Here is a 17,481-nt window from a genome sequence, read left to right on the forward strand (position 1 = left end):
TCCGCAAAAAGAGGATGTCCACATTCTGGAACATCCTCTTTATTTCGAAAAGCTTTTTTATCCAATTAAACTGGGCACACGGCTTGCTCCGTTTACGATTTCTTCTACCTCACTGCCTTCAAGCGTTTCCTTCCGGAGAAGGGCTTCTACAAGGAGGTTGTATTGGTATTGATTACTTTCGATAAGCATTTCAGCTCCCTGTAAGGCTTCATCAAAGATATCCTGCATTTTAGCTTCTTTTGCGCCTTTGTTAAAGGTAAGCGAGAAACCATCATGCATCATACCAATTTCAACCATTTGCTCAATTACATGCTTCGCTTGCTTTACATCGCCGCCGACACCTACACTATGTTCACCAAGGAACATTCTTTCAGCGACTCCGCCGGCAAGAATCATCTTTACCTGATCAAGCAATTCACTTCGTGTTGATAAATGAAGTTCTTTTGGAATAGGTGCAACATATCCCAGCGCTTCGCCTCTCGGGATAATGGTTGCCTTCCGGACAGAACCCGGTTTAGTCAATGAAGCAATCAGCGCATGACCTGCTTCGTGGATAGCTACACGGCGTTTTGTTTCTGGATCCTTTAATGTTCTGGACGTACTTCCTAAAATAGTGCGGTCCAGCGCAAAGTCCAAGTCGGTTTTTTCAATCTTGTCCTGGCCATTGCGAATTGCGCGTCTGCTTGCCGTTTCAAAAAGAGAGCTCAGTTCCGCTCCTGAGAAACCTGATGTGCTGTCTGCCAGTGTATCAAGCGATGCAACTACATTCGCGGCAAGTTTTTTTTCGCGTGTATGGATATCAATGATTTCCCGGCGGCCCTTCGTATCCGGCAGTGGTACATTAAACGAAAAATCTACCCTTCCCGGACGCAGGAACGCTTCATCAAGCATATCCTTTCTGTTGGTGGCAGCGATGAACAAGATTCCGTCATTGCTGTGTCCCCCGTCAAGCTGGACTAAAAGTTCCGTCAGCGTTTTTTCGCTTTCATCTCCGCCGCCTTGAGGTTTACGCTTGCCGGCTAGTGCATCTACTTCGTCAATGAATACAACAGCAGGTGTTTGCTTTCTGGCGTTTTGGAATAAACTGCGAACACGGGAAGCTCCAACACCTACATACATTTCATTGAATGCGGATCCGCTCGTAGAGAAGAAGGAAGCATTCATTTCTTTGGCGATTGCCTGAGCAAGCAATGTTTTACCTGTTCCGGGAGGTCCGTAAAGCAAAATTCCTTTTGGAGCCTTTATGCCAATTTTCTCCGACCTTTCAGGATCCTTCAATATAGCTAAAGTCTGATGAATCTCCTCTTTCATTTCATCCGGAAGACCGCCGACATCATCAAGTGTAATGGAAGGAAGAGGGCGCGCTTTTGCGACGCTGTTTTTCATCTTGCTGGCCGTTCCAAAACCTTCTTTTCCCTTCCTTTGAAAAATGAATGCACCAGAGGCGATTGCTGCAACCAGTCCGATCAAGATCCATTTACCATATGGGGTGCTATTTGAAAACGTGTATTCTACATTGTATTTTTCAATAATTCTATCTACAGATTCGCTTCCAGGAGGAACATTCGAAACATACAGTCCGTCTTTTGTTGTTAAAGTCAATGTTCCATCTCTTTTTTCCTCAAGCGCCACTGTTTTCCCATTTTGGCTTTCAATGGTTTGGACCATTGTTGAAAAAGAAACAGGCACCGGATTGCTGACGCTCTGTAAATACCAAAAATACCCTGTTGCTACTAAAAGTAACGCCACAAAGAGCGGAACAATTTTCAACATCAATTTCGAACGTTGTTTCAACCATTTCATCTCCTTTTAAAATATAAAACTATTATAAATAATAGAAACTCGTATGAAACAGGTAATTTTTAGTAATTTGAATAATGTTTGAATAATTTGTGACATTTAAAGGTAATAGCACTATAAACATACGGATAAAGGGGATAAAAATGGGTATAAAAAATTAGGATAAAAAGGAAAACATTGTAATGGCAATAAGTATTCATGCTGGGAGCTGGAAATGCAGGAGCATCCTATTTTAGGAAGCAAAGCAACCGCCAAAAGGCCATGAAATCATTCAAGGAGGTGAGGGGAAAGGCATGGGGCAAGAAGAATACACTGGAATCTGCCGTTAAGAAAGCCACCTATCCAGACCCATATGAATTCCCTGATAATGAAATGGGAGCAGAAGGGAGCTGTCCGGGGTCAAATATTTTGATCATTCCCAATGATTTAAAAAATGCATAGGATTTTCTCGATCCTGTTTTTTTTAGAATCACGTTCTTGCATTTCTTAGTTTCACCCTAATTTCATCCGCTAACTTTGGTTTTAAATGGCATGGGGAAATCGTTTGTTACCGGAAATAATAACAACGATAACCTTGAAAGGATGGGATGCAGGATGTCTTTAGAATGGTTTGACAGAGTAAGCGGAGAGTTACAGGATCATCTTGAATCAATCTGTGATAAGTTCGACCAAGAGGGCGGTATGACTATCGAACGCGGGGCTAAACATCCGCGAATCGACTTTTACACTGAACTTGAAGATGATGAAAGAGCATATTTTTGTACACTTTTGTTTGATCCGCATAATGAGGAATTTTATATGGAATCCGTTGATCCTGAATTTGTCCAAGCCAGCAAGGTTGTCCTGACTGATATCGAGGATATCGTTGATGCAGTCCACGAAAGTTTCCATGACTTTATGGACGATGATGACATGGATGAAGAATTTGAAATGGATACTGATTATGATACTGATGCCGTTTATGAAATGGATACTGATTATGACACCAATGTCATATATGAAGTGGATGATGACTATGAAGATGATGATGTTGAATACGTTAATGTCTACGATATTGACGATGACTCTGAGGAAACTGAGCTTTATGAAATAGACGTTGAATGGGAAACTCCTGAGGTCACCGCTTATTATAAGGAAAACGATGTAGAGGTTACCTATCAGTTTGGTGTTGTCCAGGAAACAGGTGACGGTGTCTTAAAGAGAATAAATCGTATATACACCGATGATGATGATATGATCAAAGATGAAACAAATTTCATGTTCAGCAAGGAAGAAGCCGGTACAATCATTGCCATGATTGCCAGCCATATGGATTCTCTCAGCGACATGGAACATTGAAAAGCGAAAGCGCCCTGTTCAAAGGAAGAACGGCTAAAGTCGCCAGTGTTGTAACAAAAACCATGTTACAACCTTCGTCCTGTGGCAACGCCGTTCAGACCCACGTGCTGACAAAGGAACGTCGACTAAGTTCTGGCACGTCCTGTGCCAAACGTCGACGCCAGCACATCCTCACAAAGCTGCCGCTTTGTTTCGTGCGATGGGTCGCTGCCGTAGCGTTGTCCTGTGCAAGTCCGACAAGCAAAGTCAAGTGCTGACAGAAGGCGCTTTTTGCCTTCCGAAGTATTTGGCTTATGACCTCGAGGGGCTGGGCGCTGTAACTAGACCTCTGTACATGTTAAAAGACTTTAAACTTTTTATATGCAGCAAGAAAGAACCTTGGCCATTCAATCGTATGGACAAGGTTCTTTCTCTGTTTTTATAGCGGAAGCAATTCAAATACCTCATTTAATTGAACGTAGCGTTCGTCATCCTGCACTTCTTTTGCATGGTTTATTTCTTCCGGCAGAATCTGATTAAGCAATGCTCTTTCTCCGTGGTTTAAATCGTTCACTAGGGCTTTTTCGGAAGGGAAGCGGCCATGCTTGATTTTATCGTAAATTTGCTGTGCTTCAGGATATTGGTCTGTATAGTTAGAAAGGATTTCACGCAGGTAACCAATCGTTCGGTCCATCTTACCATTCCTCTCATCTGAATTCAGAAGTGCTTTCAAAAGGCAGGTCAGTGAGATTTTTTCTTCTTGCGTGTTGAATCAGCTGTATAGGAACCTGTTTCCCGATTTGTCGTTCCCTGGCCCTCAGGCTGTGATGAACCAAGTCCGATTGTGGAAGGATCTGTTTTTCTTTTTGCCATCTTGCTCACCTCCATAGTTTACTTTCTCTAATTAGAATAGATTGTATTCATTCCTTGAGAAAGCTCATGAGCCTCAGAGAGACAGCGAATAGTTTACATGCCTTTTGCAATGTCAGGTTCAACTTCAATGATTACATTACCTTTTAAGGCACGGGAGATCATACACGATTCTTCTGCTTTTTCCGCCAGCCGATGTGCAAGGCGGAGGTCTCTGTCTAAAGCATCGTCCAGCAGAATGATTTTGGGGCGGTGAATAATCTTTCTGTATGTAATGATTCCGTCCGAAAATTCCACTATGCCTTCAGATTCCAAAGCAAAGTTCTTTTTGTTCAGTTTACTTCGTTCCATCATGGCCGCCAATGTAATAATATAGCATGCTGCCGCGGCGCCAAGCAGCATTTCATCAGGATTGGTGCCAATGCCAGGGCCGTTCATTTCGGGTGGAATGGAGACCTTCGCCTGGAGATTTCCTGTTGAGATTTCTCCAACATCATTGCGAAGTCCCGGCCAATTAGCTTTCAAATGAAAATGGTGTAAAGCCATACTATCACTCCTTTATCAGCACTATTGTATCGAAAGATATAATCAAGATCCAAATGAATGCTCTGCTTACTGAGTAGTACATGTTGTCCTGTTAATATGTTGAAAAATCAAAAATGTTGAAAAATGAAAAAAGTCACAAAAAGTTTCCCTGCTTGTTAAGGTATGGTAAAATTTTATACAGATTTTCGTTACGGTAATATTAACTTCTGTAAACTGTCCGGAAATGCTTAAATTTACTGAAAACTCCATTCATGTAAAAAGTGTGGTATAATGCTCTCTATGCGTTTCTTTCATGCTGTTTTAAAGAGGTGTAAAAATGAATAAAACTATTAAACTTATAAAAAAGATGAACCAGCGGTATTTGGCGTTCTTTTTCATCGCCGTTATCCTATTCTGGCTAAAAACCTATGCAGCTTACAAAATTGAATTCACATTAGGAATTGATAACGCGCTTCAAAAATTCCTGCTCTTCTTAAATCCTTTGAGCTCTGCCCTGTTTTTCCTGAGTATTGCCTTGTTGTTTAAAGGGCGTCTGCAGCATATTGTATTATTAGGGATGCATTTCCTGCTTTCTTTCTTATTGTATGCAAACGTGGTATATTACCGGTTCTTTAATGATTTTATCACCGTGCCGGTGCTGATGCAGACCAAAACAAATGGCGGACAGCTTGGTGACAGTGCGCTGTCATTAATGTCTATTTTGGACATTCTATACTTTAGCGATTTCATTATTCTGGTTCTTTTGCTTGTTCTTAAAGCGTACAAACCGGTTCAGCACAAGAGCAGGAAATCTTATTTCGCAGTTTTAACAGCTGCTGTATTGGTTTTCCTTATTAACTTAGGTCTTGCTGAAAAGGACCGTCCGGAGCTTTTAACCCGTTCGTTTGACAGAAACTATCTCGTCAAATATTTGGGAACATATAACTTTACGATTTACGATATGATCCAGAATGCTAAATCATCGAGCCAGCGTGCGCTTGCTGACAGCAGTGACATAACTGAGGTAGAGAACTATGTTAAAGCAAACCATTCAGTGGCTAACCCTAAATATTTTGGCAAGGCAGCAGGCAAGAACGTAATTTATATTTCTTTGGAATCTTTCCAAACATTTTTGATTGACTATAAAATTAATGGCATGGAAGTAACGCCGTTCTTGAACTCGCTTGCCCATGGAAACCAAACTTTTTATTTTGATAATATTTTTCATCAGACTGGCCAGGGGAAAACGTCCGACGCCGAGTTTATGATGGAGAACGCATTGTTTCCAATGTCACAGGGATCTGTTTTCGTAAACAAAGCTCAAAACACTTACCAGGCGCTTCCAGCCATCTTAAAATCGAGAGGTTATACGTCTGCTGCGTTCCATGGCAACTATAAAACTTTCTGGAACCGCAATGAGATGTATAAGTCACTTGGCTACGATAAATTCTTTGATGCTGAATATTACAGTATGTCAGATGAAAATACGAAAAACTATGGCATGAAGGACATTCCATTCTTTAAGGAATCCATGCCGCTTTTAACAGGCTTGAAACAGCCTTTCTATTCCAAATTCATTACGCTTTCCAATCATTTTCCATTTAAAATGGATGAAGGGGACACAGCTTTCCCAGCCGGACAATTTGGAGAAGATAAGGTAGTTAACCAATACTTCCAGTCAGCACATTATATGGATGCTGCTATTCAGCAATTTTTCAATGATCTGAAAGCTTCAGGGCTGTATGATAATACAATGGTCGTTATGTATGGTGACCATTACGGGATTTCAGAAAACCACAATGAAGCAATGGCAAATGTTATTGGTAAAGAAATTACTCCTTATGATAATGCCATGCTGCAGCGTATTCCAGTATTCATTCATGTACCTGGTGTTAAAGGTAATGCCAATCACACATTTGGCGGACAGGTAGACGTCAGGTCAACTGTCCTGCATTTGCTGGGGATAGACACAAAGGATTACTTGGAATCAGGATCAGATTTATTATCTGAAAACCGGAAGCAAATTGTTCCATTCAGGAATGGTGACTTTGTGTCAGCTGAAACAACTAAAATTGGTGACCAATGCTACAAGACAGCAACCGGTGAAGAAGTGACAAAAAAAGAGTGCGCATCAGTTTCATCAGTTGTTAAATCTCAGTTGAGCATATCTGATGATATTGTTTTAAAAGACCTTCTCCGTTTTTATAAGCCGGAGGGCTTTGAACCGATAAACCGTCTTGATTACAATTATATAAAAGAGGAAGAACCAAAGGCTGAAGATCCAGCCATAATAAAGAAATAACCAACAGAAACCCCCGCCACTCGGCGGGGGTTTTTAAGATTACATAGGAAATGTTAAAAGTCGGAACACGGAAGGGGCCATAACTATCTCAAGCGATCTGTAATTTTTTCTTAACGATTTTTGAGTTTTAAACGCTCCGCTCCGCTGTGAAACAAGGGGTACACCTTTTTAAATATCATAAAGCGATATAAAAATTATTTGCTAAATTTAGCTAACAGGTTTGCTTATCCAGCTAAACTCTTCATTGGCTTTCTCTTTGGTTTACCAGAGGATAGGCTATGCAGACACATGCCGGTGATAACCAAGAGAATGCCTGCCATGGATAATATCCCAGGCATTTTGCCATTAAGGAAGGCGATTTCACCAAGGAGGGAAAAGACAACGGACCCTGACTGGGTGGCCTCAACTGCGGCCAGCGAATGCATATCGTTTTTTACCATATTTGTTGCAATAAAGAATAGGACGGTTGCAATTATCCCTGAGCATAAAGCGACAATAAAGGTTTGAACAACCTGGCCAGTACTGGGAGGAGCTTCTGCTGCAGCTCCGTAGATCGAGAGAACGATCCACAGAGGCATGCTTGCAATTGTCATGCCCAGCACCCTTTGAAAGGTATCCAGCTCAGAACCGCAAAACTGCATCATTTTCCGGTTGCCAAGCGGGTAAGCAAAGGCAGCCAGCAGGATAGGAAGCACACAAAGAATGGCCTCCCTGGCGGTTACATGGCCTGCATTACCAGATTGCATAGCGGCTACCCCAAGCAATATCAGAAATGAATATAGCAATCCTTTCACAGGGAAGCTTTGCTTATTACCCTTTCTGTTCTTTTGCAAAAATGGGGCCAGCAATGTACCTGCAACTATCGTCGTTTGCCATGTACCGGCAATCAGCCAGCTAGGCCCAAAGGACGATGCGTAGGTTAAGGGAGCGTAAAAAAGCCCGAAGCCTACAGTGCTCCAGATTAGCCAGGGAAGCGGGTGCTGCTTCATACTGGCAAAAAGCGGCTTCAGCTTTTTTTGTACTCCAACAATGAGAAACAAAAAGGGAAGCATAAAGAAAAACCTAAAGGAAGAGCTCCATATCCAGCTTCCCCCTGATAGATCCATTGCCCTGTTCAATACAAAAGTGAATGCAAAAAATAAAGAGGCTAAAATGCCTAGTGAAATAGCTTTGTTCATTTTGCACCTCAAATCAGATTTCGTTTTAAGAATAAGTATATACAACAAGTATCAGAAATGTAAGAATATTTAGGGCGAATAATTCAATAAATTTCCTTTTATGATTTCACCTGGTTCTTTTAGTTAGTAAATAATATTTTTTATGATAAAGTGAAAAGAGCCATATATAGGTAAAAGGAGATGGAACAATGAAAACATATATTATTACTGGAGCATCAAAGGGATTGGGAAAAGGTCTGGCAGAACAGTGTATGAAGAAAGGGAACTGCTGTATTTTGCTTGCCAGGTCTTTTAGCCAGGAGTTTAAGGATTTTGCAAAAATAACTGGCTGCAAAGTGATATACATAGAAGCGGATTTAAGCATTCCTCACGAAGCGGAAAAGGCCGCTGCCAAGATAAGTTCTCATCTCCAGGACGCTACAGATGAGGTTTACCTAATCAATAATGCTGGCATGATTGATCCCATTAAACCTGCTGGCCAATTGGGCAGGGAAACTCTCGAGAAAAGTATGAATCTTAATTTTCTGGCGCCTGTGCTCTTGATGAATGTGTTTATTTCTCAGCTTGAAGACAAGGATATGAAAAAGGTGGTCGTAAATGTTTCCTCCGGGGCTGCTTTAAGGCCGATTAGCGGATGGTCTGCATACTGCAGTACAAAGGCAGGGCTGGAAATGTTTACACGGACAGCTGCTCTAGAACAGAAATCAGCGAAATTACAAGTAAGTATAATTTCATTTTCACCTGGAATTATGGATACTGGTATGCAGGAAAGAATCAGGAGTGCAGAGGAAAGGGATTTTGCAGATTCAGCCATGTTTAAAGGTTATAAGGAGCAAGGATTGCTGAGGACTCCTGTATTAGTTTCAGAAAAACTGTATCAATTAATCCATCAGAATAAACTAGAGAATGGGAAATTTTACGATATTAAAGAGTTAATTTAATTAGCTGAAAATGTTTTAGTGCTGATTTTGTAATAGAACTTCCACACTGGCCCATATGCTTTTAATAGTATATATGAAAAGGTGTGGGGGTATGGCAATTCATGTAGTTAACTATGGGGATACGTTATGGGGGATTTCCAGCCGCTATAATGTTGCGGTTCAGACTATAATTACGGCAAACGGCCTTCCATCGCCATCTGGTTTAGTTCCGGGACTTGCATTGTACATTCCTGAACCTTCACTATTTAATCGCGTTTATAGAATAAAGCCAGGTGACACTTTATGGAGAATTTCTCAACGGTTTGGGACCAGTGTCCAAAGAATACTCGCGTCGAATTCAGGCTTGGACACAGCGGCTCTGCCGGTCGGCCGTAAAATTGAAATTCCGTCTCCTTATAAAAAGCAGCTTACTGCATTAGGATTTATTGTTCCGCAAGCTAATGGAACGATAACACCTAATCTCGAAGAGGCGGCTTCTTCCTTAACCTATGCAGCAATCGCAGCGTATTCTTTTACTGAGCAGGGCACTGCTATCGTTCAGGCACAGGATGTACCGATCATAACAAGGTGCAGGCAGTTAAATATAGATCCGCTTTTGATGATCAGAAATATTCAAAATGGTGCGTTTAGCGGTTCGCTTGCTGGAGCTGTACTTGGCAATCCGCAATCCAGGAGGAATTTGGCCAGCAGTATTGCATCTTTTGTAAGCCGGAAAAATTATGCAGGTGTAAGCGTGGACTTCGAATTCATCCCTCCAGCAAACAGAGGTGACTTTGTTTTGTTTTTACGGGAATTGAAGGCTGCAATTGCCTCGAATTTTCTTCATGTAAATGTTCATGCAAAAACAGCTGATCTGCCGCAAAACCCTATTACAGGGGGACATGATTATCGGGCTATCGGGCAGGTGGCTGATTTGGTGGCGGTCATGACGATCGAGTATGGATACGTTGGAGGGCCGCCCAACCCAATTTCACCCGTGGACTGGATGGAAAGGGTATTGGTTTATGCCGTTTCCAATATTCCTCCCTCGAAAATACAGGCTGCGATGCCCTTATACAGCTATGACTGGGCTCTCCCTTCGAATAAGGTAACAGCCAGAGCTGTCCTGGCCGCACAAAATTTAGCCATTACTAAAGGATCAGTTATCCAGTTTTCTGAACGGGAAGCTGTGCCTTGGTACCGCTACAGCGAAAATAATGTCAAGCACATTGTCTGGTTTGAAGATATCCGGAGCATCATCGCCAAATACAGGCTGATGGATGCATATGAGTTAGCGGGCATGACATACTGGCACGTGGCTCTCTCGTTTCCGCAGAATTGGTTATTTATGCGAAATAATTTCCTGGTTGAAAAATAAGTGGAGAAAAAAGACGATAGATTTACGCAGCAAGTTGTTTATTTCGCTTGCTATCAAAAAATGCTCAGAGTTTTTCTCTGAGCATTTTTTATCTCTGTTAAATATTGACAAATCCGATTATTAATTAAACTTTTCAGGTTCTTTAACATAAAACTCGATAAACCCGCAGCTGGGACATACATAGCAAGGGCCAATGCTGCTCATTGTATGCTCATTTGGCTTTTCATCTGATTTATAGAGATTTATCGGAAAACTGTCTAGATGAGCTTTAGTCATAATTGTTTTACATTTGGTACAAGTATTCACCATAATGGTACCCCCTATAAAAAATGAATAATATTAACAGTAATGTAACAATGCAAACAAAAAATTGAGCCATATATAATTAATGAAACACGCTTATTAATGCCTCATTAATTTATTACTCTGCATATGCAGACTGTTTTAAATACTTGCTGCTTTTGCCCCTTTAATTACCGGGAATTTCATTTTGATTGATACACAAGAGTTTTCGTATTTATATTCCAGACGGCCGCTGTGCTTTTCAACAATCTCCTTTACAATCCAAGTCCCCAACCCTTCGTGATTACCGCCTTTATTGGTCAGCCCATATTCTCGGAACAACGCTTCTTGCTGCCCCAGTGTAAGCTTTGCAGTGGAATTCACTACCTCAAGAACGTAGATTCCGCTATGTATCGATGAGGATATTCTCAGGTTTTTATCCAAAGATTGACATGCTGCTTCAAGGCTGTTGTCAAGCAAATTCAGGAGCAGGTTTATTTGTGATACATCTGGCAAAGGCAGGGAAGAAAGGGGGACTTCTGTATGTAAAGTTACTTTTATTTTACTCATGGATGCCTGTTTCGCAATCTGGTGGAGCATGGCAGCTATATGTGCTTCTTCTCCTTTAATGCTTGCGGTTATTTCCCCAAGCTCACCCAAATACTCTTCCAGATACTTTCTTGCCTTTTCCGGCTGATCAGACTCGAGCAAATAATGGATTGTATTAGCATGCTTAATAAAATCATGGCGCTGTGCGCGTATTTGATAAAATAATTCGTTTTCCTTGCTCATTTCCCGTTTCAATGTTTCCAATTCAGCCTGAACTAGTTTATTGTCTTTGCTTCTCTTCGCCAGCTGAAACTCAAACACCAAAAGGCAGATAAGAAAGAGGGTGATTATAGAAACAGGCCTGGATAGTAAATATCCGATGGAAAGCAAGGATAGGATCAAAATAGAAAAGCTGTCATTCGGCACTCCAGGCAATCTTTTATATAAATAGGCGCTGGACGCAAGCATAATTATTATTATGGCCGCAGCGAGAAGAGCAGGCAATCCTTTCAATACGGCCGCCGCGGCAAGCAGGCAATGGAAGGCCAGGATAAGTACTTTCACAAATAATCCCCTTTAAAAATAATCTTTTTGAAGTATGTCGAGATTTGATTTCGTAATGAGTGCTGTTTTTGCAGTGTGCTGGAACGATATAGAATAAGAATGTTTGGTATAGAGCGAGAAATTTTTAATGTAATGAATATTTACAATGAACGCCCTGTGTGATCTAAGAAAAAACCTGAATGGAAATTCCGGCTCCAGCTCACTAAGAGACTGATAGGTGGCATATTCTCCATCTACCGTAACAATAGTCGTAGATCTGCCTGTACGTTCAAGAAAGATGATATCCTTTTTATCAATAATTTGCATTTCTGTCTTTTGCTTGAGAATGAGTTTTCCATGCGCCTCTTTTGCCTCCGTTTTTTCCCGGTAACGGGCTACTCCCTTTAATAACCGGTCCTTTGAGTAAGGCTTCATGATATAATCGAGGACTTCCAAATCAAATGCATGAACCGCAAAACCGCTATGAGCCGTCACAAAAATAACCTTAATATCTAGTGCATAGGTGCTAATGAAATCGGCCAGCTCATACCCGGAGAGGGCTGGCATTTCAATATCTGTAATAAGTAAATCGATTTCAGCCTTTTTTATTAATTCATATGCTTCCTCCGAGCTGTTCACGGAAAATATGATTTCTATATCCGGGACTTGGGCAAGCGTTACTATCAATTTTTCAAGATCATATTTTTCATCATCGACAAGGCCGACTTTAATCATTTTTCAAACCTACTTCACACTTAGTTGAAATCATTTTACCATGTTTTGGAGTGGTAAACGGACGTTTTACGACATTAAAACGACTATTCACAACATAATCGCAGTCAAAAGCATGAATAAGGGTTACGATGTTGTCATGAATACGGGATACCATCGAATTTAAAAGGCGGGATATAAGATGATTGAAATTAAAAATGTCTCCAAGCAGTTCAAAGAAAAAAAACAAATCATAAATGCAGTTCAGGATGTTTCCATTACAATTCGGAAAGGAGAGATTGTTGGGCTCCTGGGGGAAAATGGAGCAGGCAAGACAACGCTGCTTCGGATGATGTCAGCAATTCTGGAACCGACAAAGGGCGAAATATTTATTAACGGAACAAATATCTATAAAGACCCAATGAAGATTAAACCGAAAATGGGGGTTTTATTTGGGAGCGAAACTGGACTGTACGACAGGCTCACAGCGAGAGAAAACCTGGAGTATTTTGCGAAGTTTTATGGAATGAGCAAGCCTGAAACCCATGCAAGAATTGATATGCTGGCGAAGCGTTTTGGAATGAAGGATTACCTTGACCGCAGGGTGGGAGGGTTTTCAAAAGGAATGAGGCAAAAAGTCACCATCGCCCGGACGATCATGCATAACCCGGATATCATTTTCTTCGATGAACCAACCACTGGACTTGATATAACGGCAGCTAATATGTTCCGTGAGCTTGTCCTTAGTCTTAGCAAGGAAGGTAAAACCATTGTCTTTTCCAGCCATATTATGGAAGAGGTTTCCCAGCTTTGCCAATCAATTATTATGATTCATAAAGGAAGAATGATTTATCAAGGTTCTAATGAGCAGCTTTATAAGGAAGAAGAAAGCCGTGACTTGAATTATATCTTTATGTCGCGGATTGTCAGGGGGGAAACGGCATGATATTGCATATCTTTTTAAAAGAAATGAAAGACTCGCTTCGAGATCGAAAAACTATTTTATTAAGTGTTTTACTGCCTATTCTGTTCAATGTAGGAATTCTCTTGTTTGCCGATTCCTACTTTATGCCAAAGGGCGACGAAAAAATGCAAATAGCCGTGAATAATACAGCAGATAAAGAGGTCGTCAGCTGGATTGAACAGGATAAACGTGCCAGCGTTATTAAGGCCAGTGATCCGGTTGCAAAAGTAAATGAAGGCAGCGCTTCAGTAGCTGTAGTAATTGATCAGGATTTCATTAAAAAGGTTGAAAATATGAAGACGCCGGCCGTGACGATTCATTCCGATTCTGCAAGTGTGGATTCATCATCAGCAAGCGAGTATGTCACCAGAGTCCTATCCGGCGCCCGTGAACAAATTGTTGCTGCCCGTCTGCAGGAAATGAACCTGAATAATTCCGCATTTAATCCATTTACAGTCCGGGAAAAAAGCTTGACTGGCGATGAGGACATGTCTCTTTATATTGTATCGATCTTTGCCCAGCTTGTGATCGTACTGGGAGTACTGATGGGTGCCATGCCGTCTGCAAATGATTTATTTGCCGGGGAAAAGGAACGTAAAACAATGGAAGCTTTGCTTATGACCCCTGCAAGGAGGCTGGACATTATCATTGGAAAATGGTTAACCATTGCAGCAATTGGAGTTATAAGCGGTGCTTTTTCAGTCATTACTTTTATCGTTACGGTTCAATACTTCACAAAGAATTTGGTAGATGCTTTAAATATCACAGACCATATTGGATTCTTCGCCTTAAGCATGCTGGTTGGAATCATCGGTTTTGCGCTCTTGTCTTCCTGTTTGTTTGCTATTTTAAGTTTAATGGCCAACACAATGAAGGAAGCGCAAAACTATATTTCTCCTTTATATACGTTAGCCATGATTCCTTACTTCCTGTTGATTGGCACTTCTGTAAATGAGCTTACGCCAAAGCATTTCTTAATTCCGATCTTTAACGTTTATGTACTAATAAAACAATTAGTTTACGGCGTGTATGATACAACCAGTTTACTTCTGGTTGCAGGAAGCTCGGCAGTATTCATAGGGATATTCTTTTATATCGCTTATCTGATGTTTACAAAAAGCCGCTGGGTGCTCGGCAAATCATAAACTAATACTCAACCAGATTTACTAAATGCTGCGTAGATAAACTAATCAAGGATCGGCAAAAAGAGAGCAGGAACTCGCAATAAGGGATCTTGCTTTCCTTTCGGGTAGAAAAAATGCTAAGATAGGGATTGAGCTTTTTTATCAAAAGGAGATGGTTTTAATGGCTAAAAAAGGATACATATTAATGCAAAACGGAGAAAAAATCGAATTTGATCTTTTTCCAAATGAAGCTCCTGGCACAGTAGCTAACTTTGAAAAATTGGCTAACGAGGGCTTCTATAATGGAGTTTCTTTCCACCGCGTTATTCCTGGATTTGTGAGCCAAGGGGGAGACCCAACCGGAACAGGCGCAGGCGGCCCTGGCTATTCTATTAAATGTGAAACAGAGGGCAATCCGCATAAGCATGAAGCAGGTTCTTTATCTATGGCTCATGCAGGTAAAGATACAGGGGGCAGCCAATTCTTCATCGTTCACGAGCCGCAGCCTCATTTAAATGGCGTTCATACTGTATTTGGAAAAGTGACTTCCGGCCTTGAAACAGCACGCAGCATGAAAAACGGCGATGTTATGGAAAAAGTGGAAGTATTTGACGCTTAATAAGCCAATTAAACAAACAGACCCCATCCAGCATGCGGTCTGTTTTTGTTTTGTATTCCGGAAGGGGAATTGATCCTAATTAATCCTTAAATGAATCGTATTTCCTGATGGATCTTTAGTAATATAAATACCGTTTTCTTCTTCTACGCTTGCTCCAATATTCCTCAGCTGCATAATGACCTCATTTCTTTTTGCTTCGTCCGGAAGCACTAAGGAAAACCATTTCAATCCAACACTGTTTTCAGCAGGGGCAGGCGCGCCGACACCATTCCAAGTATTCAAGCCAATATGGTGATGGTAGCGGCCGGTAGAGATGAAAAGTGCCTGGCTGCCATAACGGGTTACAACCTCGAAACCAAGACCCTGACAATAAAATTCTTCCGTCTTTTTAAGCTCGGAAACATGCAGATGAATATGTCCCATAACGGTTTCTTTCGGAAGTCCTTCCCACTTTTTACCCTGTGCCTCTGCAAGAAGGTTCTCGGCATCGAGGCGCTCAGTAGTCATCGTTACCTGGCCGTTTTCCCAATTCCATGTATTTGAGGGCCGGTCTGAATAGATTTCAATCCCATTGCCATCTGGATCTCCCAAATATAATGCTTCACTTACCAGGTGGTCTGATGCACCCTGCAGCGGATATCCGATTTGAAGGAAATGGTTAAGAGCTTCTCCTAAAGCAGAACGGGTTGGCAGCAATAGTGCAAAATGGTATAAACCTGTAGTCCGCTGCTGCTTTGGCAAGACATTTCCCTTCTGTTCAATCGTCAGAAGAGGAGTTTTTCCATCCGCCGTTAAAACAGCTTTTTGGGCCGATTCATACAAAACCGCAAATCCTATTACCTCTTTATAAAAAGTCAGGGATCGCTGAATATCCGCCACATTCAAGCTCGTGTGGCTGACAAAGGTATGGGGGTAGCTTTGAAATTTCATAAATATTTCCTCCTGGGCAGTATGCCTTTATTCATCATTCTTATATGGAAATAAGCAGAACAATTTGTTTGAAAAAATAACTAGGTTACTTTATGTAAGTGAATTATAATTTTTATAAATAACGAGTGTCAAGCGATATAGTTAACAGATTTTCTAATAAAAACTATAATAAACAGAGGCGGCAAAGTTTATATTATTAGCATTAGCATTAGTACAGAATTAAACCGCAAAGCAGTACTTGCGATTGCGATTTTTAAGAAGGGAATGAAGGATTTGAAAACAACAATAACCTGGCAAAACCAAATGGCATTCTCAGGCACTACACCATCTGGACATTCTATTCAAATGGACGCGGCACCGGAAGTGGGAGGGCAAAATAGCGGTCCAAGACCTACAGAATTGTTATTAAATGCCATTGCAGGCTGTACAGGAATTGATATTATAATGATTTTGACAAAGATGCGCTTAAACCCAACCCATTTTTCGATGGAAATAGACGCTTCACGCGCAGAGGAGCATCCAAAACGTTTTACCGGCATACATATTCATTACGTCCTTAAGGGGGAGCTGCCTGAGGATAAGGTTGTTAGGGCAATTAAACTTTCAAGAGATACGTATTGTTCTGTTTCCAATTCAGTAAATGCCGCATTTACCTTCAGTTATTCGATTAATGGCGAGGAGTCAAAACAAATTAAATAAATCTAAACCATATAAATAAGGTTCTCTAATTACTTTACACATTTTGTCTACAGTATTTACTCCCCAAAAATATTTATATTAAAAGCAGGCGTTAAGGACACATTTTTGGGGAAGATTTTTATCATAGACATGCTCGCCTGCGCTTATTTCATCTGCGCAAATAAGCGCAGGATACCACAATTTCGCACCGTAAATCTGTCCATTTCATAAATTAATATCAGATCTGTTGCCAAAACAGAAACCCTGTTAATGAAAGGGTGAATAAATTGAGGATGATTGAGCTCTACAGGAAATATCTAAAGGGAGAGAGGTTTAAAGAATTAAGCGATGTTAACCTAAGGGACCTGGCTGTTAAACAACCAGCCGACCTTGTTGGAAGTTCAATGATTATGCAGCAAATGGCAAAAAAGCATGCAAAATCTTTGAAGAACCAATTATAATCCGCTGTAGGGGAATCGTTTGCTGGATTTTTCGCTGGCTAAAAATTTATTAGAACTCGTTTTGTCATACCAAGCCAAGCATTTTCCTGACTATTGGATCATTCTTGCTCACTTGAATGGGTTGTACAATACTTCCGGTTACTGCTGGCTTCTGGGAGTAAAAACCTTTTGAAGCATTTCCTTGTCTTAATTTCTTTGCTGCCCGTTCTTTAACAGCTTTATTAAGTATGGGAGTCTTAATCTTTGCTGACATTCCTTCACTCCTTTTTCGTTTCTGAGCCGAAGACTCTCCATATTTGAAAGACCTCTAGAATCCGAAATCGCGGGAAC

General features: G+C 41.0%; 20 protein-coding genes. 10 read left to right on the forward strand and 10 right to left on the reverse strand.

What is annotated here, in order from left to right; translation table 11 throughout:
• Window positions 1–57: 57 nt before the first annotated feature.
• Window positions 58–1,794 carry an AAA family ATPase gene (locus CVD28_RS14055; protein ID WP_257985874.1) on the reverse strand — a complete coding sequence of 579 codons (1,737 nt, stop codon included), beginning with the start codon at window positions 1,792–1,794 and terminating at the stop codon, window positions 58–60.
• 204 nt (window positions 1,795–1,998) lie between these two features.
• On the opposite strand from CVD28_RS14055, the gene CVD28_RS14060 reads away from it, so the two are divergent.
• Window positions 1,999–2,241, forward strand: coding sequence for a hypothetical protein (locus tag CVD28_RS14060; RefSeq protein WP_101593001.1), 243 nt, complete (start codon window positions 1,999–2,001; stop codon window positions 2,239–2,241).
• 153 nt (window positions 2,242–2,394) lie between these two features.
• A complete protein-coding gene (locus CVD28_RS14065; RefSeq protein WP_101593002.1) occupies window positions 2,395–3,138 on the forward strand; it encodes a hypothetical protein in 744 nt (247 codons plus the stop codon).
• Between the two features lie 418 nt (window positions 3,139–3,556).
• On the opposite strand, the gene CVD28_RS14070 is transcribed toward CVD28_RS14065, so the two are convergent.
• From CVD28_RS14070 to CVD28_RS14080, 3 genes are all read right to left on the reverse strand, one after another.
• Entirely contained in the window at window positions 3,557–3,811 is a 255-nt protein-coding gene (locus CVD28_RS14070) for a sigma-G-dependent sporulation-specific acid-soluble spore protein CsgA (RefSeq protein WP_101593003.1), read from the reverse strand.
• A 47-nt stretch (window positions 3,812–3,858) separates the two neighbouring features.
• Window positions 3,859–3,990, reverse strand: a complete 132-nt coding sequence (locus CVD28_RS14075) for a YuzL family protein (protein WP_101593004.1) — start codon at window positions 3,988–3,990, stop codon at window positions 3,859–3,861.
• A 93-nt stretch (window positions 3,991–4,083) separates the two neighbouring features.
• Window positions 4,084–4,533, reverse strand: coding sequence for an SACOL1771 family peroxiredoxin (locus CVD28_RS14080; protein WP_101593005.1), 450 nt, complete (start codon window positions 4,531–4,533; stop codon window positions 4,084–4,086).
• 316 nt (window positions 4,534–4,849) lie between these two features.
• On the opposite strand from CVD28_RS14080, the gene CVD28_RS14085 reads away from it, so the two are divergent.
• Window positions 4,850–6,814: an LTA synthase family protein gene (locus CVD28_RS14085; protein WP_101593006.1), complete on the forward strand. Its 1,965-nt coding sequence runs from the start codon at window positions 4,850–4,852 to the stop codon at window positions 6,812–6,814.
• Between the two features lie 224 nt (window positions 6,815–7,038).
• On the opposite strand, the gene CVD28_RS14090 is transcribed toward CVD28_RS14085, so the two are convergent.
• Window positions 7,039–7,992, reverse strand: a complete 954-nt coding sequence (locus CVD28_RS14090; protein WP_101593007.1) for a DMT family transporter — start codon at window positions 7,990–7,992, stop codon at window positions 7,039–7,041.
• Window positions 7,993–8,180: 188 nt separating this feature from the next.
• Here CVD28_RS14090 and CVD28_RS14095 point away from each other — a divergent pair, with 188 nt between their 5' ends.
• Together CVD28_RS14095 and CVD28_RS14100 are read left to right on the forward strand one after the other, a co-directional pair.
• Window positions 8,181–8,933, forward strand: coding sequence for a (S)-benzoin forming benzil reductase (locus CVD28_RS14095; protein ID WP_101593008.1), 753 nt, complete (start codon window positions 8,181–8,183; stop codon window positions 8,931–8,933).
• A 91-nt stretch (window positions 8,934–9,024) separates the two neighbouring features.
• A complete protein-coding gene (locus tag CVD28_RS14100; protein ID WP_101593009.1) occupies window positions 9,025–10,290 on the forward strand; it encodes a LysM peptidoglycan-binding domain-containing protein in 1,266 nt (421 codons plus the stop codon).
• 120 nt (window positions 10,291–10,410) lie between these two features.
• Here the strand turns inward: CVD28_RS14100 and CVD28_RS14105 are convergent, their stop codons facing one another.
• The 3 genes from CVD28_RS14105 to CVD28_RS14115 form a co-directional block, all read right to left on the reverse strand.
• The gene (locus CVD28_RS14105) at window positions 10,411–10,599 is read right to left on the reverse strand and encodes a hypothetical protein (RefSeq protein WP_101593010.1); all 189 of its coding nucleotides are present in this window, start codon (window positions 10,597–10,599) and stop codon (window positions 10,411–10,413) included.
• A 135-nt stretch (window positions 10,600–10,734) separates the two neighbouring features.
• On the reverse strand, window positions 10,735–11,685 hold the full coding sequence (locus tag CVD28_RS14110; RefSeq protein WP_101593011.1) for a sensor histidine kinase: 951 nt from the start codon (window positions 11,683–11,685) through the stop codon (window positions 10,735–10,737).
• Between the two features lie 12 nt (window positions 11,686–11,697).
• The gene (locus CVD28_RS14115) at window positions 11,698–12,399 is read right to left on the reverse strand and encodes a LytR/AlgR family response regulator transcription factor (RefSeq protein ID WP_180954169.1); all 702 of its coding nucleotides are present in this window, start codon (window positions 12,397–12,399) and stop codon (window positions 11,698–11,700) included.
• 178 nt (window positions 12,400–12,577) lie between these two features.
• On the opposite strand from CVD28_RS14115, the gene CVD28_RS14120 reads away from it, so the two are divergent.
• The 3 genes from CVD28_RS14120 (at window position 12,578) to CVD28_RS14130 (ending at window position 15,082) form a co-directional block, all read left to right on the forward strand.
• Window positions 12,578–13,321, forward strand: coding sequence for an ABC transporter ATP-binding protein (locus tag CVD28_RS14120; protein ID WP_101593012.1), 744 nt, complete (start codon window positions 12,578–12,580; stop codon window positions 13,319–13,321).
• A complete protein-coding gene (locus CVD28_RS14125) occupies window positions 13,318–14,484 on the forward strand; it encodes an ABC transporter permease (protein WP_101593013.1) in 1,167 nt (388 codons plus the stop codon). The genes CVD28_RS14120 and CVD28_RS14125 overlap by 4 nt, the downstream gene beginning before the upstream one ends.
• Before the next feature lie 160 nt (window positions 14,485–14,644).
• Window positions 14,645–15,082 (forward strand): peptidylprolyl isomerase, encoded by a 438-nt coding sequence (locus CVD28_RS14130; protein WP_101593014.1) that lies wholly within the window; start codon window positions 14,645–14,647, stop codon window positions 15,080–15,082.
• 75 nt (window positions 15,083–15,157) lie between these two features.
• On the opposite strand, the gene CVD28_RS14135 is transcribed toward CVD28_RS14130, so the two are convergent.
• Window positions 15,158–16,012 carry a VOC family protein gene (locus CVD28_RS14135; RefSeq protein WP_101593015.1) on the reverse strand — a complete coding sequence of 285 codons (855 nt, stop codon included), beginning with the start codon at window positions 16,010–16,012 and terminating at the stop codon, window positions 15,158–15,160.
• Window positions 16,013–16,285: 273 nt separating this feature from the next.
• Between CVD28_RS14135 and CVD28_RS14140 the strand changes: the two genes are divergently transcribed.
• Window positions 16,286–16,711, forward strand: a complete 426-nt coding sequence (locus tag CVD28_RS14140) for an OsmC family protein (RefSeq protein WP_180954170.1) — start codon at window positions 16,286–16,288, stop codon at window positions 16,709–16,711.
• A gap of 272 nt (window positions 16,712–16,983) precedes the next feature.
• Complete coding sequence (locus CVD28_RS28135; protein ID WP_180954171.1) at window positions 16,984–17,151, forward strand: hypothetical protein; 168 nt, start codon at window positions 16,984–16,986, stop codon at window positions 17,149–17,151.
• A 64-nt stretch (window positions 17,152–17,215) separates the two neighbouring features.
• On the opposite strand, the gene CVD28_RS14145 is transcribed toward CVD28_RS28135, so the two are convergent.
• Window positions 17,216–17,404 (reverse strand): hypothetical protein, encoded by a 189-nt coding sequence (locus CVD28_RS14145; protein WP_101593017.1) that lies wholly within the window; start codon window positions 17,402–17,404, stop codon window positions 17,216–17,218.
• Window positions 17,405–17,481: the final 77 nt, after the last annotated feature.

It is taken from the genome of Bacillus sp. M6-12, assembly GCF_002860285.1.
Lineage (GTDB): Bacteria > Bacillota > Bacilli > Bacillales > DSM-1321 > Peribacillus.